Raw genomic sequence first — 21,721 nt, 5'->3', positions numbered from 1 at the left:
CAGTTTCCAGGAGAATTGCCATGGGCGGTTTTAGCCCGATTCACTTGCTCGTTCTCGCGGTCGTCGCGATCCTCCTTCTCGGCGGTGGCCGATTCTCGAACCTGATGGGCGACGTCGCCAAGGGCGTGAAGAACTTCAAGAAGGGCATGTCCGAGAACGACGACGAGACGCCGGCCAAGCCATCGGCCCGGATCGAAGCGCAGAAGACTGCCGATCCCGCGTTCGATCGCGATGGCAATCGCGTCCGCGACGACCGTCCTGCCTGAAGCCGGCAGAGTTGAAGACCCTAGATAGGCGCGGCTGAATGTTCGATATCGCGCCCTCCGAGTTTCTGCTCGTGGCCTTCGTCGCGCTCGTCGTGATCGGTCCGAAGGATCTGCCCAAGGCGATGCGCGTGGTCGGCTATTGGGTCGGCAAGGCGCGCGGCGTCGCGCGGCAGTTCCGCTCGGGCTTCGATTCGATGGTCCGCGAGGCCGAACTCGAAGAGATGGAAAAGCGCTGGGCGTCGGAAAACGAGCGCATCATGCGCGAGCACCCGCATACGGACGCGACGTCGGCCGATACCGCGCAGGTCGTGCATTCCCCGGAAACGGAGGAGCACCGCCGCGATTATCGGTCCGTCGATCATACCGACGAGCCGGTGATGGTCGAGAAGCCGGTCGTGGCTGCCGCTCCGGCGCATGCTTCGCCCGTACCGTCCGAGCAGGAGCACGCTCCGATTGCGGATCGCGGTCCGGACCTGTTCGACGGGCCGCTGGATACGCCGGCTCCGACGGTGCCCCATCCTGACGACAAGTCCGGTAAGTCCGACGTGGCGCCCTCGTGAGCGAAACGGGCATGAGCGAAACGGGCATGAGCGCAGCGGCCGTGACTATTCTTCATAACGCCGAAAGCCAGACATGAGCGAGATCGACGAAAGCCGGGCACCGTTGCTCGACCATCTGATCGAGCTGCGGCGGCGGCTGCTCTATTGCATCGCCGCGCTGGTCGTGACGTTCGCGGTGGCGATGTATTTCGCCGAGAATATCTTCGGCTTCCTGGTTCACCCGCTGCTTGCGGCCGGTCAGAACAAGGTCATCTACACCGAGATCTTCGAGGCGTTCTTCGTCCAGATCAAGGTAGCGTTCTTCGCCGCGATGATGCTGTCGTTCCCGGTGATCGCGAACCAGGTGTGGCAGTTCGTCGCGCCAGGCCTGTACAAGAAGGAACGCGGCGCGCTGTTGCCGTTCATCCTCGCCACGCCGGTCCTGTTCCTGACGGGCGCGGCGATGGCCTATTACGTCGCGATCCCGATGGCGCTGCACTTCCTGCTCGGGTTCGACGGGATGGTCGGTGGTATCCATCGCGAAGCGCTGCCGGCGATCGGCAACTACCTCTCGTTCACGATGCAGTTCCTGTTCGGCTTCGGCATCTCGTTCCTGCTGCCGGTCCTGCTGATGCTGCTGGAGCGGGCAGGGATTGTCACGCGCAAGCAACTGATCGGGGCAAGGCGCTATGCGATCGTTGCAGCGTTCGCGATCGCCGCGGTACTGACGCCGCCGGACATCGGGTCGCAACTGCTGCTCGCGATCCCGCTCGTGATCCTGTACGAACTCGCGCTGATCGGCATCTGGTTCACCGAACGCAGCCGGGCGAAGGCCAAGGCGGTCGAGGGCGAGGCTACCGATATCGTCTAACGCTGACCGCGCGACACCGCTGATACGAAAACGGGGCCCGGTGCATATGCACCGGGCCCCGTTTCGTTCCCATAAGCGCAAAGGCTTACTTGGCGTTGTCCGCGGTCTTTGCGACGGTCTTGCCTGCCGATGCCACGTCCTTGCCTGCGCCTTCGACCGTGTTGCATGCCGACACCATCAACGCGCCGGCAACAATCGCCAGTCCAACCAACTTACGCATAATACTTCCTCCAAGAAGGGCTTGAATGCCACCGGAGGTGAAATGTTCGGGCACCGCATTCGTTCCGATCGCGAAACCAGACCGGTTACTATTTGGCGGGATTGATCGCTGAACTGCCGAAACAATAAAGGCCCGGCAGCATCACCGGGGGGGAGGGTGATGCTACCGGGCCTGTGTTCTGGATAGCGAGAGCGGGGGGGCATAAAGTCGCTATCCGAAGTGTAGAACGGCACTGCACAAGGTCGGTTCCCAAGTTTTCGAAGATTCTCGTTTTGAATGTCGCTTTGTGTCCGGATCCCCGCCGGTCTACGGCGGGCTCAGTCGCGACCGGTAATCGCGAAGGCGATCTCATAGGCGCCGACGAGCGGATCGTGATGCAGCGGCGACCGCAACTGGCGCGATAGACCCTCCATGACCCGGCCGTAGCGCAACACGGCCTCGCGAAACGCATCGCTCTCCACCAGCGCGCGCGACACGACGCGGAGCAGCGCGCGATCGGGCTTGTCAGCGAGTTTGTCGGCGGGTTTCACGACGATACGGATTTGCGCGACCGGATCGCAGCTCATCGCCAGTTCGATCGTCTCCGTGACCAGGAAGGCGATTGCCACCGCCACGTCCTGGTTGACGAGATACGGATCGACGTCGAGCGTGATGCCCAGCCCATGCGAGCGATCGGAGGCGGTGGCGCGGATGTTGGCAGAGAGCTCGCCGATCATCGTCCGCAGATTGAGCCCGCGATTCTCCTCGAGTTCGGCAAAATGATTACGGTGGACGACCGCCAGCGCATCGACACGGCGCTGGATCGACGAATAGGCCGCGGTTGCGTCGGCGCTCGGCGCGCTGCGCGCATGGAAGTTTATCAGGCTGGAGATGACCTGGAGGTTGTTCTTGACCCGGTGATGCACTTCGCGCGTCAGCTTGGTCTGGCGGACCAATCCCTCGGCCAAGCCGGCTTCGTGCAGGGCGACGGTCCGGCTGATCGCCTGGAACGTCTCGCCAAGTCCGCGAATCTCCTGTGCTGGCAGCGTATGCACCGTGCCGAAATCAAGTTCTTCGCCCGGCGTGAACGCCGCAACCGCGCTTCGCAGGCGCTGCAAGGGGCGTATCAGCAGGCGATCGACGACGAACCATGCGATGCTCGCTGCGGCGATCCACATCAGCAGGGGGAGCAACATCGCCACGATGAGCGACGACGTGACGGGAGCACTGCGAATGCTGGTGCGGAGCGCAAGTCCGGCCACGCCGAGTTCAGTCCGCATCGTCTCCATGCGATCGAGCGGCCGTTCGTCCGGGATCGTTTCGAGGTGCAGCGAATCCTCGTCGAGCACGATCGCACTGCTGAAGGCCGAAGCGCGGGTCGAGGGCCGTCCGATCTTTTCCAGGAACGGGCGCGGGAAATAGGCGCGGGCGGACGTGTCGCCGCCAGGGCCCGAAATCGCCAGCAGCAAGCCGTTTTCGGGAACGATCGCCGCAGCGATCGGCATGTCGTCCTGTCGGAGCGTCACGGGGTTCGGCAACGGGACGCCGCACAGGACGTGGCCCGTCCGGTCCGTAATGATGAAGCGCGTTCCTGCCGAGGATTGCTGGGCGAACACGCCTTGCGCACGAGCACAGCTCGGCGCGTCGGCCGGATCGGTCCCGAGCGCGTTCACGGCAACTCGCAACGCCGTCATGTCGCCCACGAGTTCGATCGCGATCGCGCGCGCACTTTCGTTGGCCGTAACCCTCAGGCGAGCACGAGCTTCCTCGTCGGCAAGGCGCGTGGTCTGCAGCGTCGCGAAAACTGCGATAAGCGCCAGCGGCAACAGCGCGGCACTCAGGATGAGGAACAGTTTGGCGCCGGTTGGCAGGCGGCCCATCGCCGAGATGAAACGGCGTTCGGCCACGATGTTCGCCTGCAATGTGTGGATCGGGGTTGGGATTGGATCGGATGACGAAGCCATCCGGCCCGTCGTCAGTCTAGCTTGCCAAGAAGATCGAGCAGATCGTCGGGAACAACCTCATCGACGGTCTTCTGATACACCGAGCGCAGCGCCGAGCCCATCTGCTGATCCCTGTTCTGGATCTTGGCGGGCTTCGTGGCAGGCACTGTCTTCTCCGTATCGTGGCCCAAACTCAAAACTTCCCCCTGCGCGCTACACGACGCAAACCAATCAAGTGACGATGAGGACGGCCGAACCCTCGGGTATCCGGCTCGACGCTCGCGAAAGATGAGCATGAAACCAAATAGCATCTCGATAGTTCCACGTTCGACTGAAAAATCCGCATCGTTACGTTATCCGTTCCGCACGTCCGGCGCGGATGGGCATGAAACGAACGGATTGGCAGCATTTTCGACCGACGCCATTGCAATGACGCGAGCCGCCCGACACATGAGGGGCCGCATAGGATCAGGGAGTATTCGTTACCCATGTCTTTAGGACAGCAACTCGCACCGCACCTTCCTTTCCTGCGGCGCTATGGCCGGGCTTTGACCGGCAGCCAGATGCATGGCGACAAGTACGTTCGTGCCACGCTCGAGGCGATCGTTGCTGCGCCGGAAGAGTTTCCCCGCGACGTTGATCCGCGTCTCGGCCTGTATCGCATGTTCCAGGCGATCTGGAATTCGGCCAATTTCGACGAAGTCGGCGACGAGAGTTTTGGCGAAGCCGAAGGGCATGAAGCCGTGGCACGCGCGCGTCTCGCTCGCATGACGCCTCTGTCGCGCCAGGCGTTGCTGCTGACCGCAATGGAAGGGTTCACGCCCGAAGATGCGGCGTACCTGATCGAAGTCGACGCAAGCGAGGTGGACGATCTCGTCGCCGAGGCCTTGTCGGAAATCGAGAACCAGACTCGCGCCAAGGTGTTGATCATCGAGGACGAGCCGATCATCGCGATGGACATCGAGACGATCGTTCGCGATCTCGGTCATGACGTCACGGGCGTCGCGGTCACCCGTGACGAAGCGGTCGCACTGGCGATGGAGACGCGGCCCGGCCTCGTCCTGGCGGACATCCAGTTGGCCGACGACAGCTCGGGTATCGACGCGGTCAAGGACATCCTCGCCGAGTTCGAAGTCCCGGTGATCTTCATCACCGCATTCCCGGAGCGTCTGCTCACCGGCGAGCGTCCCGAGCCCACGTTCCTGATCACCAAGCCGTTCCAGCGTTCGACCGTGAAGGCTGCGATCAGCCAGGCATTGTTCTTCGATCAAGCGACCGTTCCCACCGCATAACGAGGCACCGAAATGGGTCCGTTTTCGATAAACGGTTACGGACCCAAAACGGTTCTCGCGGGTTTATGGGTCATGGCTGATCCTAACGAACCGATCCATATCGAGACCGACGACGCGAGGGCGGGATCCACCCCTCACATGACCCGTTACATACTGGCGATATCGCTGGTGCTGGTCATCGTGATCTTTGGTTTCCTGGTCCTTCGCTAATCTGAATTCCGCGTAGGTCACTGGCAATGCTGGTAACCTGCGCCTATGTCTGTCGTATTCGCTCGGCAGTTTCTATCGGGATTGATTGGATTACCATGACCCAGCCTGCGCCCCGTGCAGACATCACTGACGATATCGACGAGGCCATCGTTCCGGTCGAGCACGTCTCGCTTTCGGACTCCGAGTTCAAGGTCCAGCTTGCTCAAGTAATACCGCATCTGCGGGCGTTCGGTCGCTCCTTGTCGGGCAGCCGCGACCTGGCCGACGATCTCGTACAGGAAACCCTGCTGAAGGCATGGGCTGCGCGCCTGCGTTTTCAGGCAGGCACGAATATGCGGGCATGGACGTTCATCATCCTACGCAATCTGTATCTTTCGCAGATGCGTCGCGCACGCTTCAAGGGCGAGTGGGATGATCTCGTCGCCGATCGCATTCTTGCCGCTCCTGCGAGCCAGGACCGGCATGTCGAACTCGGTGATATGCAACGCGCGTTGATGCATCTCCCCCAGCCACAGCGCGAGGCGCTGATCCTGGTTGGAGCGGGCGGTTTCGCGTATGAGGAAGCAGCGGAAATCTGCAACGTCGCCGTTGGTACGATCAAAAGCCGTGTTGCACGGGGACGAGTAGCTCTGGAGACGATTTTGACGGACGGGTCGTTGCCCTCACGTCGCGATCATGAAACGGATACCAGCAAGACAGCGCTCGATACGATCATGGGCGATGTCGAGGAACTAAGTCGGGGTCGTTGACCCGATATAACAGGCCTGTCGCAGTTGTGACTGCGTCGGCTTCGGTCAATGTCAGTGCCGATAGCCGTCGATCCGGCGTAGCATCCGCATCATGTCATCCGGCAGGCCTCTCGGCTCCGCAAACGCGTCGCACAGTGCGTTTCCGACGATGTCGGTCACTCGAGGACGACGCACGATCTGTGGAGCGTTCTCGTTTCGATTGATCATGGCGTGTACGTAAGTCATATCGTCATAACGACACGCTGCGGATTTCGTTGCTTTCCGATGTCAAGAGCTAACTACTTTGTGTAGCGCCAAGCCATGCACGATATCGACCCTGAACTTGCGATAAACGACGCGCTGGGGCGGGCCAGGCTATGGTCTCCGTTCCTGGCAATGGTGCTCGACCGCGAGCCGGTGCTTGCCCGGTCTCTCGCGGAGGGCCGGCTGGATCTTTCCCTGTCAAGCGCCGAGCCCGACATGCCCGTCGCCAAGCGGCTTCGGCTGGAACGGCGGGCGATGGCGCTCAACGTCGCGATCGGCGACCTCGCAGGCATGCTCGATCTGACCGCGGTGACGGGCGCGCTGACTCGATTTGCCGACCATGCGCTCGACACTGCGATCCGCGCCGCGATCGAGGAGCGGACGCCCGGCGCGGAGCCGCTGGGCTTCGTCGCGATCGCGCTCGGCAAGCAGGGCAGCGGCGAGCTCAATTATTCGTCGGACATCGATCCGATCCTGCTGTTCGATCCCGCGACGCTGCCGCTGAAGCCACGCGAAGAGCCAGAGCAGGCGGCGGTGCGGATCGGCAAGCGTGTCGTCGAACTGCTCCAGGCGCGTGATGGCGACGGCTATGTCCTACGCGTCGACCTGCGGTTGCGGCCATCGCCCGAGATCACGCCGATCGTCCTGCCGGTCGAGGCGGCGATCGGCTATTACGAGGCGCAGGCGCTGCCGTGGGAGCGTGCGGCGTTCATCCGGGCACGCGCGGCGGCGGGCGACATTGCGCTTGGGCAGGGGTTTCTCGATACGATCCGGCCGTTCGTGTGGCGCCGGGCGCTCGATTTCGGTGCGATCCGTGAGATTCGTGGCATCTCCGCGCGGATCCGCGATCATCATTTGCAGGGCCAGGCATTCGGCCCCGGCTATGACCTGAAGCGCGGACGCGGCGGGATCCGCGAGGCGGAGTTCTTCGCCCAGATCCACCAGCTCATCCATGGCGGGCGCGATCAGAGCGTCCGCGCGCCGGCGACCCGCGACGCGCTCGCCCGGTTGGCGGCGGCGGGATGGATCGGCAGCGACGAGGCGCGCGCGTTGACCGACGGCTACACGCTGCTCCGGACGATCGAACACCGCGTCCAGATGATCGACGATCGCCAGACCCACGCGCTGCCGACCGGAGATGCGCTCGACCGCGTTGCAAAGCTGCACGGGCTGGAGGATGCGGATGCGTTGCTGGCGCTGCTGCGGCCGCGGGTGGTGGCGACCGGCCGGATTTACGATGCGCTCGACGATACCGCCCGGCCAGCCTTCTCGCACGATCTGGTAAACTTGGAGGCGGACCTTGCTGCCGCAGGGTTCGATGCGCCCGAGCCGGCGAGGCAGCGAATCGAGGCGTGGCGTGGCGGAGCGTATCCCGCTCTCCGCAGTCCCGCCGCACGCGAGGCGCTGGAGGCGGTGCTGCCGACGCTCGTCACCGCGCTCGCGACCGCGCCGGTTCCGCAAGCCGCGTTGCTGCGGCTCGATGCGCTGCTCGAACGCCTGCCCAGCGCGATCAACATCTTTCGCCTGCTGGAGGCGCGGCCGGGGTTGGCGACGTTGCTCGCGACGATCCTCAGCCATGCGCCGACTCTTGCCGACGATCTCGGACGGCGGCCGAACCTGCTCGACGGGCTGATCGACGCGACCGCGTTCGCGCCGGTTGGCGATGTCGCGATGCTCAAGGCAGCGATGTCGGCGGGCGACGCTGGCGGGGATTATCAGGCGAGGCTCGATCACGTCCGTCGTGTCGTCGGCGAGCACCGGTTCGCGCTGGGTACGCAGATCGTCGCGGGCGCCACCGATCCCCTCGATGTCGCCGCCGGGTATGCGCGGGTCGCAGAAGCCGCGATCGGTGTCTTGGCTCGCGCGACGATCGAGGCGTTTGCGGCGGCGCACGGCCGCGTGCCGAACAGCGAACTCGTCATCCTCGCGCTGGGGCGGATGGGCGGGGGGATGCTTACCCACGCTTCCGATCTCGACCTTATCTACCTGTTCACGGGGGATTTTACGGCCGAATCGAACGGTCCCAAACCGCTGGGCGCAACGCTGTACTACAATCGGTTGGCGCAGCGCGTGACCGCCGCGCTGTCGGTCGCGACCGCCGCGGGCCCGCTGTATCAGATCGATACCCGGTTGCGGCCGTCGGGCGGGCAGGGACCGCTGGTCGTCACGCTCGACAGCTTCGCACGCTACCAGCGCGAGGATGCCTGGACGTGGGAGCACATGGCGCTCACCCGTGCCCGTCCGGTGTTCGGGGCGATCGGTGCCCGGAACGCAGTGGCGGCGATCATCCGCCGCGTCCTCGAAGGCGATCGGCCGGCGCGCAATGTGGTGGCCGATGCGACGAGAATGCGTGCCGAGATGGCCGCGCACAAGCCACCCAAGGGGCCACTCGACGCCAAGCTGCTCCCGGGTGGCTTGGTCGATCTCGAATTCGCGGTCCATGTCGTGCAGCTGGTCAACCGCACCGGGTTCGATCCCGATCTGGGCATCGCGATCGATCGTCTGGTCGCGGAGGGGCTCGCGCCGGCTGAACTGCGCGATGCGCATGACGTGCTGACCCGACTGCTGGTCACGTTGCGCCTCGTCGCACCGGACGCGACGCCGCCGGGGCTTGCTACCGAAGCCTTGATCGCGCGCGCGATCGGCGTCGCCGACTGGGACGCAGTTGTTGCCACGCTCGAATCGACCCGGCAGGAGGTTCGCGGATTTTGGACGCGAGCGACGGGAGAGCAGGATGGATGAGGGATCTACGATTCCCGATGTGGCGGTCACGATCGACGACGCGGTCGTCTCGCTGACCAGCCTTGGCGCGCCGCTGGTAGTGTATTTCTACCCGAAGGACGACACGGCGGGCTGCACGACCGAAGCAAAGGACTTTTCCGCGCTCGCCGATGCGTTCGCAGCGTCCGGCGTGACGGTCGTCGGCATCTCGAAGGATACGCCGGCGTCGCACGCCAAGTTCGCGACCAAGCACGGTCTGTCGGTCCGTCTCGGCAGCGACGTCGACGGCGTCGCCTGCGAGGCGTTCGGGGTGTGGGTTGAGAAGGCGATGTACGGCCGCAAGTATATGGGGATCGAACGGGCGACCTTCCTGTTCGGCGCCGACGAGACGCTGGCCAAGGCTTGGCGGAAGGTCCGCGTGCCGGGCCATGCGGAGGCGGTTCTGGCTGCCGCAAAGACACTCTGAGGAGCCGGCGGTAAGGACAGGAGATTCGCCGACATTTCTCGGCGGATATCGTGCCGTGCGTCCTGTTCCACGACGATCGTCTCGATTTGCATCAACTCGCCGCATCAACCTGCCGCTCCGCCGCGCCGGCCGCGTGGTGCTATTGCCCGGAACGGCGGTATCCGGCCTAACCCAAAGCGTCTGGTGCGCGGAGGGGCTGCGAGTCAGGACAGAGTTTCGGAGCCGTCCGCCTTGAAGCGAACGGCCCTGCATTTTTGTGTCGGGGACCAATGGTCGAAATTACCGCAGCAGCCATCGTGACGCGCCTCAAGGCCGTGTCCGTGGTGTACACGTCGTTCACGTTTCGCTGGTTGGCGATCGCCGCGACCGTAATGGGGATGACCGCTTTCGGCGCGACCGCCGAGGCGCAGGTCGTCGCTTCTGCCCAGAGCGTGAAGGTTGCGCACCACGTTGCCGCAACCGGCGGTCCGATGATCGCCGCGAACACCGAGGAAGCCACCGCAGATCTCCGTGCCGACGCGCAGTTCCGCACGCTGTTCCAGACCTGGAAGAAGCTCGACGCGACGCAGCAGGGCGTGATCGCGATCCCGTCGGTCCAGCCGGTGCATTCGCTGTCGTTCACGAGCAATTTCGGCATCCGCTCCGATCCGTTCCGCGGCACCGCGGCGATGCACGCCGGCGTCGACATCCCCGGCCCGATCGGCACGCCGATCTACGCCACCGCCGATGGCATCATCGCGCACGCCGGTCGCCAGGGCGGCTATGGCAACATGGTCGAGATCAGCCATGGCAAGGGCATCGCGACGCGCTACGGCCATCTCTCGAAGATCCTCGTCGCCGACAACGCCCGCGTCGTCCGCGGCCAGCTGATCGCGCTGATGGGCTCGACCGGCCGCTCGACCGGCTCGCATCTTCACTATGAAGTCCGCATCGACGGCCACGCCGTCAACCCGGTGCCGTTCCTCACCACGGCGGATTACCTGCTCGCCGCGCAGGACCGCTCGGTCAACGCGATCCCAGTTTCGACGGGCGGCCCCGCCGCACAGGACTGACCTGCAGACGCAGGCGCAGGCGACACTGTAAGCCACACCCCCGTCATCCCGGCGACAGCCGGGACCTTGATCCACGGGGACGGACCCTCTGCATGAGATCCCAGCTTTCGCTGGGATGACGAGTGAGGCGGAGGCCGCGGAACGTCGACAGGCCTTATGCGTACCGTCGCGCCCAAGGTTGCCGCGGATAGCGCAACCTCCTATCTCCGACGCATGGCAACGCTGGTTCAAGACATCACCCTCACCCCTTCCGCCGCGGCGCGCGTCGCGGCGATCGCCACCAAGCAGGGGAAGCCGGCGATCCTGCGTCTCTCGGTCGACGGCGGCGGCTGCTCCGGGTTCCAGTACAAGTTCGGGTTCGCCGATTCGGTCGAATCCGACGACGTGATCGCCGAGCATGATGGCGTTAAGCTCGTCGTCGACAGCGTCAGCATCGATCTCGTCCGCGGGTGCGCGGTCGATTACGTCGAGTCGCTCGCGGGCGCCGCGTTCAAGGTCGAGAACCCCAATGCCGCGTCGGGTTGCGGCTGCGGCTCCAGCTTCTCGGTCTGACGCCACCATGAAAATCGTCACGTACAACGTCAACGGCATCAAGGCGCGGTTGCCGCGGCTGATCGAGTATCTCACCGAAGATCAGCCCGACATCGTCTGTCTCCAGGAACTGAAGTCGAGCGACGACACCTTCCCGATCGCCGATATCGAAGCCGCCGGCTACGGCGCGGTCTGGCATGGCCAGAAGGCCTGGAACGGCGTCGCGATCCTCGCCAAGAGCGGCACGCCCGTCGTCCGCCAGCGCGGTCTCGACGGCGAACCCGAGGACGAGCACAGCCGCTATATCGAGGCCGAGATCGACGGCCTGATCGTCGCCGCGCTCTATCTGCCCAACGGCAACCCGCAGCCCGGTCCAAAGTTCGACTACAAGCTCCGCTGGATGGACCGCCTCGCAGCGCGCGCGCGCGTCCTGCTGGCGGAGGAAAAGCCGGCCATCCTCGCCGGCGACTACAACGTGATCGCCAACGACGACGACACCTTCTCGGTCCGAGCGATGCAGGACGACGCGCTGATGCAGCCGGAAAGCCGCGAGCATTACCGCGCGCTCGTCGCACAGGGCTGGACCGATTCGCTGCGCACGCAATTTCCCAAAGGCGGCGTCTGGACGTTCTGGGATTACCAGGCCGGCGCATGGCAGCGCGACGCCGGGTTCCGGATCGACCACCTGCTGCTCAGCCCGCAGGCGGCCGACCGTATGATTGATGCCGGCGTCGACAAGGCGTATCGCGGCCGCGAAAAGGCCAGCGATCACGCGCCGACATGGGTCCGGTTGCGATGAAGCCGTTGGCCGTTGCCCTAATGTCGTTCGCGGCACTGTATGCGACCAGCGCCCGCGCGCAGGACCGCGAATATTGCCCCGAACGGCCGGGTCTGGATACGCCCGCCTGCACGATCGCGCCCGGCAAGATTTCGGTCGAGACGTCGATCGCGGACTGGACGCGCGACGATCAGCCCGGTTCGCGCGAGGACAGCATCCTGTTCGGCGACACGCTGGTCCGCGTCGGGGTCAGCGACACGATCGAGGCGCGGATCGGCTGGACGCCGTTCGGGCATGACCGGCTGCGCGATTCGACGGGCGTCGATTCCGTCAACGGGGTCGGCGACGTGTCGCTCGGGATGAAGGCGAACCTGCACAATCCGGACGGCGCGGGGCTGTCGGTCTCGGTACTACCGTTCGTGACGTTGCCGGTCGGACGCTCGTCGATCGGCGCGGGCGATTGGGGCGCGGGGTTCCTCGTCCCGGTGACGTACGAACTCTCCGACACGCTGTCGCTCGATCTCACGCCCGAGATCGATGCTGCGGTCGATCAGGACGGCGATGGCCGGCATCTTGCCTACAGCGCGGCGGCTGGCCTGGCGGTGAAGCTGAACAAGGATTTCACGCTCACCGGCGAGATGCAGGCGCTGCGCGACGACGATCCCGAGGAGCACGCGACGCAGGCCGTCGCGGCCCTGTCGCTGGCGTGGTCGGCGAGCGACGATCTCCAGTTCGACGTGCTCGGCGCCGCCGGCCTCAACGATCATACGCCCGATGCGCGGGTCTATGCGGGAATTTCGCGGAGGTTCTAGATGCTGGCCGGGCTGCTCCTGCTTCAGGCCGTGGCAGGCCCGCCGCTCCCTCCCGAACTCCGCAAGCGCACACCCCGAACGACGATGCCGTGCCCGGCTCAGGTCGACGCCGGCGGCGAGATCGTCGTCTGCGCCCGGCCGACCGACCGGCGCCGCGCCACCATCCCCGAACCGGTCCGGTCGCCCTGCGGCGACCCGCTGTCGTTTCGCCTCCCCGGTGGCGGCACCGGGAATGTCCACGCGATCCGCACCGAACTGCCCGGCGCGAGCGGGCAGGGGGCTGCGGTGACGCTCAAGATGCCGTTCGGCAAAAGGAAGCGGCAATAGAGGCGTCATCTTCGCCTTCACCGGGAGAACACGCTGCTCCGGTATCGAAGGGGGAAACCTGACCGAACGCGTCGCCCCTACAGCGTCCGCTCGTACACCTGGTACACCTTGTTCACCCGGCTCTCGATCGTCTCCGCGATCGACCGCATCCCCTGGTTGTCGTCCAGGATCCAGCCGATCTCCGCACGTTGCGCACCGTAATGCTCGACCGACGCCCGACGGATATATTCGATCATCATGAAGGCCAGCTGGCTCGCCATCCGCGACGCCTGCAACTCCTTCACCACGCCCATCAGCGGGACGCGTACCGTCCGCACCTTGGGCTTGCGCAACCACCACAACAGCTTGGCCCAGCCGAACGGCAGCAGGGTCCCGTTGAGCGGCTTGATCGCCTCGTTTAGGTCGGGGAGCGTGATCATGAACGCTACGGGCTTGCCGTCCAGTTCGGCGATGCGGATCAGGTCGTTGAAGACGATCGGCTTCAGCTTCACGCCGACGTCCTTGATCTCGGGCGGGGTCAGCGGCACGAACCCCCAATTGTCGCGCCACGCGTCGTTCAGGATCGCGAGGATGATCGCCGCCTCCTCCTCGAACTTGGTCTTGTCGACGTTGCGGACGGTGATCCGCGGGTTCTTCTCGCCCGACTTGATGATGCGCTGGACGATCGGCGGGAACTGCTTGGTGACGTCGACCTCGTAGGTCATCAGCTGCTTGATCGGACGATAGTTCGCCCATTCGATCCAGCCGCGATACTCGCGCTTGGCGTGGCCCATCATGATCGTCGGCGGATGATCGTAACCGTCGATCAGCAGGCCCGGCTCCTCCCAGATCGACATGCTGATCGGGCCCATCGCGCGCGTCATGCCCTGCTCGCGCAGCCAGCTTTCCGCGCGCGCGAGCAGCGCCTGGAAGATGTCCTGACGCTCCGCTTCCATCAGCCCCCATTGGCCGACGCCAGGGCCGAAGCCCTGCTCGGGCGGCATCGTCAGCGCCAGCGTATCGATGTGCGCGGAGATCCGCCCGACCACCCGGCCGTCCTCCTCGGCGAGGAACAGCTGCGCCTTGGCATGGCTGAACCAGCCATTCTTCTCGGGGGTGATCAGCCCCAGCGCTTCCGACTTCAAAGGCGGCACCCAGTGGGGATCGTCGGCGTAAAGACGGAACGGCAGATCGATGAAGATCTTGCGGTCCTTCTTGGTCTCGACCGGTCGGATGATCAGATTGGCCATGTGTCGTTCCCAAATACGCAGTCGAGCGTATCTACCCAGCGCAGCGGGTAAAGGCGAGCGACACCTGCGTCATCGCGAGGCGCTGTCAGAGTGATCGGGTTTCCTCCGGCACGACGGCCCCGCGCAACCTGTAAATGCCACGCTACCGCCACTATCTTCGGGCAATGGATATGCCCATGGACACATCGCTCAGCCTCGCTCGCGGCACGGCCGCTCCAGCCCCCATCGCCGCGGGTTCGGCCCGCGCAGGCGCAACGGAGCGCGTCGCCGACGACAAGGCGATGCTGCGTGCCGCGGCGGATCTGACGCGCGATCTGGTGAAGCCGCGCCCGGCGATCTACTGGGCCGACCTGATCGGGTCGGTGGTTGTCGGCTATGGCGCACTGGCGGTGGCGGCAACAGCGACGTCAACGCCGGTGGTGATCGTCGCGGGCATCATGGCGATGCTGGGACTGTATCGCGGTCTGAGCTTCATCCATGAAGTCAGCCATATGAAGCACGCGTCCGTCCCGAACTTCCGGCTCGGCTGGAACGTGCTTGTCGGCGTGCCGCTGATGACACCGTCGTTCATGTACGAGGGGGTCCACAATCTCCACCACGCCAAGACGCGGTACGGTACGGTCGAGGATCCCGAATATCTCCCGCTCGCGCTGATGAAGCCGTGGACACTGCCGCTGTTCGTCGTCGTGTCGGCGCTCGCACCGATCGCGCTGCTGATCCGGTTCGCGATCCTGTCCCCGATCTCGCTGCTGTCGCCGAAGCTGCGGACGATGGTGGTCGAGCGCTACTCGGCACTTGCGATCAATCCGCAGTTTCGTCGCCGCGCGCCCGAAGGCGAGGCGAAGGCCTATTGGGATCGGCTGGAGATTGCCGCGAGCCTGTGGGCGATTACGCTGATCGCGATCACGGCAACCGGCGTGCTGCCGCTGCGTGCGTTCGTGACGATCCTAGTCGTCGCGTCGGCGTTCGCCGTGCTCAACCAGGTCCGCACGCTGGTCGCGCATCTGTGGGAGAATGACGGCGAGCCGATGACGGTGACCGCACAGTATCTGGATACGGTCAATGTGCCGCCTCCGGCATTGCTGCCGGCGTTGTGGGCGCCGGTGGGCCTGCGCTACCATGCACTGCACCACCTGTTGCCCGGGCTTCCCTATCACGCGCTCGGCGAGGCGCACCGGCGTATCACCGCGGAACTCGATGCGCTCTCGCCGTATCACAAGGCGAGCTACCCCGGTCTGCCGGGTCTGGTCAGCAAGATCATGCGCAGCACGTTGACGCCTCGCTAACCCCTGTTCCGCATGAAGGCGGGGACCCAGGCTGGGCTCCCGTTCTTGCGAGAGAACGATCCAGCGCGATACCGCCGGCTCATTCCTCGGAGCGGATGAGCACGGCCTCGCCGATCAGGAAGAACAGCAGGAACGGCGCCCAAGCGGCTAGGAACGGCGGGTAGGCGCCGAGATTGCCCATTGCGAGCGCAAAATTGTCCGCGACGAAGAACGCGAAGCCGAGACCCATACCGATCACCGCGCGCACGAACAGCTTGCCCGATCGCGCGATCCCGAACGCCGCGACCGCGCCGAGAAGCGGCATCAGCACCGACGACAGCGGCCCCGACAGCTTGTGCCACAACGAGCCTTCGAGCGCCTTGGTCGGCCGCCCGGCATCGGACAGGTCGGCGATCGCCGCCTTCAGTGCGCCGAACGACAGCCCGTCCGCATCGACGCTCGCCAGCGTGAACTGGTCGGGCCGCACGTCCTTCGCGATCACCACGGCGCCCAGCGGGCGGACGGTGCCACTCTTGACGTCGAACCGGTTCGCCGGGCTCACCAGCCAGCCGTTCGCGACTCGCTTGCCGTGATCCGCCCGCAGGATCGCGACAAGGTTGCCGCCGGTGCGATCGTACAGCGTGATGCCGCCGAGCCGCGTGGCATCGCCTCGCCCGCGGATCTGCGCAACCTCGATCAGGTCGTCGCCATCGCGCACCCAGACGTTGGCCCGATCGCCGCGATCGATCGGCAGCTTGCCGTAATTGACCTTCTGCCACTGGTTCAGCGTCGCCGTGGCGCGCGCCACCACGCGGTCGTTGAACACGAAGCTAATCACCGCGACACCGAGGCTCGCGACCAGCAACGGCGCGAGCACCTGGTGCGCGGACAGGCCGGAGCCCTTCAGCGCGACGATCTCGCTGTTCTGGTTCATCGTGATCAGCGTCAGGATGGTGCCGAGCAGGACCGAGAACGGCAGGAAGCGCGAGACGATCTGTGGCGCGCGCAGCGACACGTACTGCCAGACCTGCGCATCGCCATTGCCGGGAAAGGCGAGAATGTCGCCGGAGTTGCTCAGCAGGTCGAGCGCCTGGAGCACCAGCACCAGCGCCGCGAGTACCGCGAACGTCCGCACCAGGAACATCCGTCCCATGTAGATCGCGACGGTGCGCGACGGGAAGAAGCTGACGAGTTTCATGCGGCTTTGCTCTTACGGAAGCCCGGGATACGCTTGGTGATCGCCTTGAACGTCTTCGAGAAGACGCGTTCCAGCGCACCGATCGGTTGCCCGCCGGGGACATAGGCGATCGTGTAGTACATCCACAGAATCAGCCCGGCGAAAATCGTGAACGGCACCCACAGCGCGATGATCGGATCGATCCGCCCGAGTTCGCCCACGTCGGCAGCGTACTGGTTCACCTTGTGATAGGTGACGATCATCACGATCGACAGGAACACGCCGAGCGCGGACGAGGATCGCTTGGGCGGCACGCCCAACGCGAGCGCGAGCAGCGGCAACAGGAACATGGTCGCGACTTCGGCAAGGCGGAAGTGGAATTCGGACCGGCTGCCGTCGCGTTGCTCCAGCGTCGCACCGCGCTGGCCCTGCTTGGCGAGTTCGGGCAACGTGTATTCGAGATTACGCCCGCCGCGACTGCGGAAGCTTTCGAACTTGGGCAGGTTGATCGGCAGATCGTGGCTGCTGAAGGTCAGCACGCGCGGCGTCTTGAACTCGGGCCGGTTGTGGATCAGCGTACCGTTCGCAAGGCGGAAGATGATGACGTTGGGATCGTCGGTCGCGAGGAACTTGCCCTTCTCCGCGGTCACCCCCAGCCAGTCGCCATTCTGGCTCGACGCATGGACGAAGATCCCGGACAGCTCGCGGCCCTTGTCCTTGCTCTCCTCGATGCGCAGCGTCATGCGATCGCCGAGATTGGTGAACTCGCCGACCTTGATCGACGCGCCGAGCGCACCCGTGCGCAGCTCGAACCGCAGGCCTTCGTAGTAATAGCGCGCGATCGGCTGGACATAGCCGACGATCGCGAGGTTCAGCAGCGCCAGCGCGATCGTATACATGTACGGCACGCGCAGCAGCCGGTTGTAGCTCATGCCGACACCGCGCAGCACGTCCAGCTCTGACGAGGTCGAAAGCCGACGGAACGCGAGCAGGATGCCGAGCATCAACCCGATCGGTATGCCCAAGCCCAGATATTCGGGCAGCAGATTGGCGAGCATCCGCCACACGACGCTGATCGGGCCGCCTTGCGTCGCGACGAAATTGAACAGCCCGAGCATGCGATCGAGCACGAACAGCATGACGGCGATCAGCAACGTCGAAAAGAGCGGCACCGCGATCAGCCGGGCCATGTAGCGGTCGATGGATTTCATGCGCGGGTTGGGCTCGGTATGCTGGGTCGCGCGGGTATAGGGGCGCACGCGCTAGGCGTCATCCTCAATCGCAACGCATCAGTGAACGATCATTCCGCCGCGATCGGGTGGTTCGTCTCGCGACGCTCCGCGGCCATCGCCGTCAAGACCGCGCGCTCCAGCCCGTTGAGCGTGAAGGGTTTACGCAACACCTCGTGCCCACCGAACTGCGCGACGTTCACTTCGCCGGCAAAGCCGGTGACGAACAGCACCGCGACGTGCGGATAGAGCGGGGAGAGCGCGGCGATCATCTCGGGGCCGGTCTGGCGCGGCATCAGCACGTCGGAGATGATCAGCCCGATCGCCGGGTTCGCGGCCAGCAGCGCTGGCGCGGCGAGCGGATCGTCGCACGCGATCGGATGATGCCCGATCTCCTCCAGCGCGCCGGTCGTCGCCGCCAGCACGCGGGGATCGTCCTCGACCACCAGGATCTGCAACGTCTCGGGCATCGTCGGCGCGGATGGCTCGACCATCGCGATCGGGACGGTCGGCAGGGGAACCGCGACCAGTTCGGCGGCGCGCGGGAAATACAGCGTGACGGTCGTGCCTTCGCCCGGCGCGGAGACGATGCCGACTTCGCCATGCAACTGCTGGACCAGCGCGAAGATCTGGCTGAGCCCCAGCCCGGTGCCCTTGCCGACCTCCTTGGTGGTGAAGAATGGCTCGAACACGCGTTCGGCGATATCCGGCGCCATCCCGCAGCCATCGTCGCCGACCGTGATCGTGACGTAGTCGCCCGCCGCGCACCGCCCGACCTGTTCCGCCGCCAGAATCGTCGTGCCGGTTGCGACGGTCAGCGTGCCGCGCCCGTTCATCGCGTCGCGCGCGTTGACCGCCAGGTTCAGCACCGCATTCTCTAGCTGGACGCGGTCGGCGCGTACGCATCCCCCGGCCGCATCGTCGCGCACGATGACGGTGATCGCATCGCCCAAGGTGCGGTCGAGCAGGTCCGACATCCCGGCGACCAGCGCGGCGGCGTCGATCGTCTCGGCCTTCAACGAATCCTCGCGGCTGAAGGCGAGTAGCCGGCGCGTCAGTGCGGCGGCACGGTTCGCACCCTCGGTTGCGCTGTCGATATGCCGGCGGACGCTGGCCGGATCACTCGCAAGGTTGCGCCGCGCGAGTTCGAGACCGCCCAGCACCACCGCCAGCATGTTGTTGAAGTCGTGCGCGATCCCGCCGGTCAACTGCCCGACCGCCTCCATCTTCTGGATCTGGCGCAGCTTCGCCTCCTGCACGCGCAGTTCGGCGGTGGCGGCGGCGACCGCGGTGGTGAGCTCGTCCGCGCGCTCGCGTTCCAGCTCGGCATCGGCGAGCGCGGTCGCACGCTCGCCGACCGCGCGGATCGTGAACCAGCCAAGCACGATCGCGCCCAGCACGATCAGCACGCCGAATATCGCGAGCACCCCCGCGACCCAGCTCGACCGCTCGACCGAGCCCATCGCTGCTGCCGTCCGGTCGTCGAGCAACGCGCGCTCGCCTGCGATCAACGTGTCGAGAGTCGTGTTGATCTCGGCGAGCGTCGGCGATTTCCGCGCCTGATAATAGCGCGCGAAGGCTTGGCCATTCTTCCCGTAGCTCGTGTTGAGCGCGGTCAGCGACAGCTCCCGGCCGCGCGAATCATAGGCGGCCCGGAGCCGGTCGACCCGCGGTTGCTGCTCGGCATTGTCGTTGGTGATCCGGTCGAGCCGGTCGATCTGCGTCCCGGCGAGCAGCCATTCGTCGAAATACAGCTGCCCCAGTTGCTTGTCGCCGCTGATGACATAGCGCCCCAGCGACGCCTCCGACCGCGCGATCGTCCCCGACAGCGTGCGCGCGAGGATCATAACATCATAGCTGTGAGCCTGGAGTTCGAGTGCCCGATCGCGCTGGCGATTGGCGTGGCCGAGCGTCACGATCAGCGCGACGAGCACAGCCGCGCCGAGCAGGCCCATCACGACGAGCATGGCCAGCCGCCACTTCGCCCCGCCCCCCTGGGCCGCAGTCTCGACCTCGTCTTGCGTCACGGCCGGCATCCTAACGCGTCGTTGCCCACACGCAATGACCTGGAATGCCGGTACGGATCGAACATTTCACGGATGTTTCCTCCCCCCCCCCGCAGGAGGAGGAAACCGTCAGCCGATCACGCCAACGGCGCGCCCAGCGGTCTCGAACATCGCCAGGATCGTCGTGATCTGCTCGTCGGTATGCTCCGCGCACAGCGAGCATCGCAGTAGGAACGTTCCCGCGGGCGTCGCCGGCGGTCGCGCCATGTTGACGTAGAGACCGCCCTCGAGCAGCGACTGCCAGATCGCGATCGCCTGTTCCTGGTCGGTGAGGATAACCGCGATGATCGCCGAATCGGACGTCTCGGTGCCGAGCTTGAACCCCATCGCTTTCAGCCCGCCATGCAGCCGACGCGCGTTCTTCCAAAGCTGCGCGCGCTTGTCGTGTGCGGTCATCAGCTTGCGGATCGACGTCGCGGCGGTCGCGACCACCGATGGCGGCAGCGAGGCGGTGAAGATGTACGGACGGCACGCGAACCGCACCATCTCGAACTTCGGGTGGTTCGACACGACGAACCCGCCGACCGTGCCGACCGACTTCGAGAAGGTGCCGACGACGAAATCGACCTCGTCGGTGAGGCCCATCTCCTCGTACACGCCGCGGCCATTGGGGCCGAAGAATCCCATCGAATGCGCCTCGTCGACCAGCACCATGCAGCCATGCTTCTTGGCGACCGCGACCATCTCCTTCAGTGGGGCGATGTCGCCGAGCATCGAATAGACGCCTTCGAGCACCACCAGCTTTCCGGCCTCCTTCGGCAGGCGGCCGAGCCGCTTGTCGAGATCGGTAACGTCGTTGTGGCGGAAGCGGACGATTTCGGCATTGCCCTGCTTGCAGCCGTCGTAAATCGACGCGTGGCTGTCGGCGTCGAGGATGACGTATTCGCCCTTGCCGGCGAGCGTCGAGATGATCCCGAGGTTCGCCATGTACCCGGTCGAGAACACGATCGCGCCGGTCATGTCGTAGAATTCGCGGAGTGCCTGCTCGACGTCGATATGATCGTGGAACGTGCCGTTGAGCATCCGGCTGCCGTTGGTGCCCGACCCGAACGCGTCGAGCGCGTCCTTGCCCGCCTGGATGACGTCGGGGTCGAACGTCATGCCCATGTAGTTGTACGTGCCGAGCAGGATCGTGTCCTTGCCGCGGATCACCGCCTGCGTTGGGCCCTTCACCTCGTCCATCACGATCGCGAACGGATTGCGCACGCCACTGGCGATCAGCGCCTCGCGTTCGGCGATCAGCGCGTCGAATTTCGACATCAGGTCGCGTTCGGGGGCGACCTCGGGGGCGTCGACGGGGAGGGCGTGGGCAGTGGTGGCGGCTTCGGTCATCGTCATTCGGCCTTGAAAATTTCCGTTCGTCCTGAGTAGCGGCTGAGCGAAGCCGAAGACGCGTATCGAAGGGCAGGTGGTTCGATACGGGCCTTCGCCACGCTCAGTCCCTACTCACCACGAACGGGATATTTTGAATTAGTCCTGCTTCAGTTTCGCGACCGCGTCGACCAGCTGGCCGACCGTCTCGATCTCGGCCTGCATGTTCATCGTGATGATGATGTCGAATTCGTCCTCGATCGCCGCGACGAAATCCATCACGGTCAGGCTGTCCCACTCCAGGTCGCCCTGGAACGTCGTCGCATCGCTCAGCGCGACGCCCTTCTTGTTGAACGGCTCGATCTGCGCGGTGACGGTGTCGTAGATCTGCTGACGGTCGCTCATGCTGTTCCCTTCGGTGTCGCACACATCCCTGACAGGAAAT

General features: G+C 65.0%; 22 protein-coding genes and 1 pseudogene. 14 read left to right on the top strand and 9 right to left on the bottom strand.

The annotated features are described in order from the left end of the window. Positions 1-20 precede the first annotated feature (20 nt). The 3 genes from BM244_RS14540 (at position 21) to tatC (ending at position 1,676) form a co-directional block, all read left to right on the top strand. Positions 21-266, top strand: coding sequence for a Sec-independent protein translocase subunit TatA (locus tag BM244_RS14540; RefSeq protein WP_056055794.1), 246 nt, complete (start codon positions 21-23; stop codon positions 264-266). Positions 267-304: 38 nt separating this feature from the next. After that, a complete protein-coding gene (gene tatB / locus BM244_RS14535) occupies positions 305-826 on the top strand; it encodes a Sec-independent protein translocase protein TatB (protein WP_093399645.1) in 522 nt (173 codons plus the stop codon). A 73-nt stretch (positions 827-899) separates the two neighbouring features. After that, positions 900-1,676 (top strand): twin-arginine translocase subunit TatC, encoded by a 777-nt coding sequence (tatC, locus tag BM244_RS14530; RefSeq protein WP_093399644.1) that lies wholly within the window; start codon positions 900-902, stop codon positions 1,674-1,676. 85 nt (positions 1,677-1,761) lie between these two features. Here the strand turns inward: tatC and BM244_RS14525 are convergent, their stop codons facing one another. The 3 genes from BM244_RS14525 to BM244_RS23595 all read right to left on the bottom strand — a co-directional run bounded on the left by BM244_RS14525 (position 1,762) and on the right by BM244_RS23595 (position 3,985). Next, positions 1,762-1,896, bottom strand: a complete 135-nt coding sequence (locus BM244_RS14525; RefSeq protein ID WP_093399643.1) for an entericidin A/B family lipoprotein — start codon at positions 1,894-1,896, stop codon at positions 1,762-1,764. A 317-nt stretch (positions 1,897-2,213) separates the two neighbouring features. Continuing rightward, positions 2,214-3,755 carry a sensor histidine kinase gene (locus BM244_RS14520; RefSeq protein WP_175518252.1) on the bottom strand — a complete coding sequence of 514 codons (1,542 nt, stop codon included), beginning with the start codon at positions 3,753-3,755 and terminating at the stop codon, positions 2,214-2,216. Between the two features lie 95 nt (positions 3,756-3,850). Beyond that, positions 3,851-3,985 (bottom strand): NepR family anti-sigma factor, encoded by a 135-nt coding sequence (locus BM244_RS23595; RefSeq protein ID WP_254784463.1) that lies wholly within the window; start codon positions 3,983-3,985, stop codon positions 3,851-3,853. A gap of 321 nt (positions 3,986-4,306) precedes the next feature. Here BM244_RS23595 and BM244_RS14510 point away from each other — a divergent pair, with 321 nt between their 5' ends. The 10 genes and pseudogenes from BM244_RS14510 (at position 4,307) to BM244_RS14465 (ending at position 12,999) form a co-directional block, all read left to right on the top strand. Then, the gene (locus tag BM244_RS14510) at positions 4,307-5,110 is read left to right on the top strand and encodes a response regulator (RefSeq protein ID WP_093399641.1); all 804 of its coding nucleotides are present in this window, start codon (positions 4,307-4,309) and stop codon (positions 5,108-5,110) included. Between the two features lie 72 nt (positions 5,111-5,182). Then, a complete protein-coding gene (locus tag BM244_RS23130; protein WP_175518217.1) occupies positions 5,183-5,320 on the top strand; it encodes a hypothetical protein in 138 nt (45 codons plus the stop codon). A gap of 95 nt (positions 5,321-5,415) precedes the next feature. Continuing rightward, positions 5,416-6,069 (top strand): sigma-70 family RNA polymerase sigma factor, encoded by a 654-nt coding sequence (locus BM244_RS14500; RefSeq protein WP_093399639.1) that lies wholly within the window; start codon positions 5,416-5,418, stop codon positions 6,067-6,069. Between the two features lie 300 nt (positions 6,070-6,369). Further along, a complete protein-coding gene (locus tag BM244_RS14495) occupies positions 6,370-9,054 on the top strand; it encodes a bifunctional [glutamine synthetase] adenylyltransferase/[glutamine synthetase]-adenylyl-L-tyrosine phosphorylase (RefSeq protein ID WP_093399638.1) in 2,685 nt (894 codons plus the stop codon). After that, a complete protein-coding gene (locus BM244_RS14490; protein WP_093399637.1) occupies positions 9,047-9,499 on the top strand; it encodes a peroxiredoxin in 453 nt (150 codons plus the stop codon). The genes BM244_RS14495 and BM244_RS14490 overlap by 8 nt, the downstream gene beginning before the upstream one ends. Before the next feature lie 455 nt (positions 9,500-9,954). Beyond that, positions 9,955-10,551, top strand: a pseudogene (locus tag BM244_RS14485) (M23 family metallopeptidase); the annotation flags it as partial. Between the two features lie 213 nt (positions 10,552-10,764). Continuing rightward, positions 10,765-11,103 (top strand): iron-sulfur cluster insertion protein ErpA, encoded by a 339-nt coding sequence (erpA, locus tag BM244_RS14480; protein WP_093400030.1) that lies wholly within the window; start codon positions 10,765-10,767, stop codon positions 11,101-11,103. 7 nt (positions 11,104-11,110) lie between these two features. Beyond that, the gene (gene xth, locus BM244_RS14475) at positions 11,111-11,881 is read left to right on the top strand and encodes an exodeoxyribonuclease III (protein WP_093399636.1); all 771 of its coding nucleotides are present in this window, start codon (positions 11,111-11,113) and stop codon (positions 11,879-11,881) included. After that, positions 11,863-12,672, top strand: coding sequence for a transporter (locus BM244_RS14470; protein WP_254784462.1), 810 nt, complete (start codon positions 11,863-11,865; stop codon positions 12,670-12,672). The genes xth and BM244_RS14470 overlap by 19 nt, the downstream gene beginning before the upstream one ends. 84 nt (positions 12,673-12,756) lie before the next feature. Further along, positions 12,757-12,999 (top strand): hypothetical protein, encoded by a 243-nt coding sequence (locus tag BM244_RS14465; RefSeq protein WP_139226942.1) that lies wholly within the window; start codon positions 12,757-12,759, stop codon positions 12,997-12,999. A 77-nt stretch (positions 13,000-13,076) separates the two neighbouring features. On the opposite strand, the gene BM244_RS14460 is transcribed toward BM244_RS14465, so the two are convergent. Continuing rightward, the gene (locus BM244_RS14460; protein WP_093399634.1) at positions 13,077-14,228 is read right to left on the bottom strand and encodes an N-acetyltransferase; all 1,152 of its coding nucleotides are present in this window, start codon (positions 14,226-14,228) and stop codon (positions 13,077-13,079) included. A 164-nt stretch (positions 14,229-14,392) separates the two neighbouring features. Between BM244_RS14460 and BM244_RS14455 the strand changes: the two genes are divergently transcribed. After that, on the top strand, positions 14,393-15,514 hold the full coding sequence (locus BM244_RS14455; protein WP_254784461.1) for a fatty acid desaturase family protein: 1,122 nt from the start codon (positions 14,393-14,395) through the stop codon (positions 15,512-15,514). A 79-nt stretch (positions 15,515-15,593) separates the two neighbouring features. Here BM244_RS14455 and lptG read toward each other — a convergent pair whose 3' ends face one another. The 5 genes from lptG to BM244_RS14430 all read right to left on the bottom strand — a co-directional run bounded on the left by lptG (position 15,594) and on the right by BM244_RS14430 (position 21,681). Beyond that, positions 15,594-16,691 (bottom strand): LPS export ABC transporter permease LptG, encoded by a 1,098-nt coding sequence (gene lptG, locus BM244_RS14450; protein WP_093399632.1) that lies wholly within the window; start codon positions 16,689-16,691, stop codon positions 15,594-15,596. Then, positions 16,688-17,881: an LPS export ABC transporter permease LptF gene (gene lptF / locus BM244_RS14445; protein WP_175518216.1), complete on the bottom strand. Its 1,194-nt coding sequence runs from the start codon at positions 17,879-17,881 to the stop codon at positions 16,688-16,690. The genes lptG and lptF overlap by 4 nt, the downstream gene beginning before the upstream one ends. 89 nt (positions 17,882-17,970) lie before the next feature. Then, a complete protein-coding gene (locus tag BM244_RS14440; RefSeq protein ID WP_093400028.1) occupies positions 17,971-19,866 on the bottom strand; it encodes an ATP-binding protein in 1,896 nt (631 codons plus the stop codon). Between the two features lie 168 nt (positions 19,867-20,034). Then, a complete protein-coding gene (locus BM244_RS14435) occupies positions 20,035-21,297 on the bottom strand; it encodes a serine palmitoyltransferase (protein ID WP_093400027.1) in 1,263 nt (420 codons plus the stop codon). 138 nt (positions 21,298-21,435) lie between these two features. Continuing rightward, positions 21,436-21,681, bottom strand: coding sequence for an acyl carrier protein (locus tag BM244_RS14430; RefSeq protein ID WP_037527622.1), 246 nt, complete (start codon positions 21,679-21,681; stop codon positions 21,436-21,438). Positions 21,682-21,721 lie beyond the last annotated feature (40 nt).

This window comes from Sphingomonas sp. OK281 (genome assembly GCF_900115295.1).
Classification (GTDB): domain Bacteria; phylum Pseudomonadota; class Alphaproteobacteria; order Sphingomonadales; family Sphingomonadaceae; genus Sphingomonas.
Note: the sequence above shows the minus strand (reverse complement) of the source record. Positions and strands in the feature narration are given on the sequence as shown.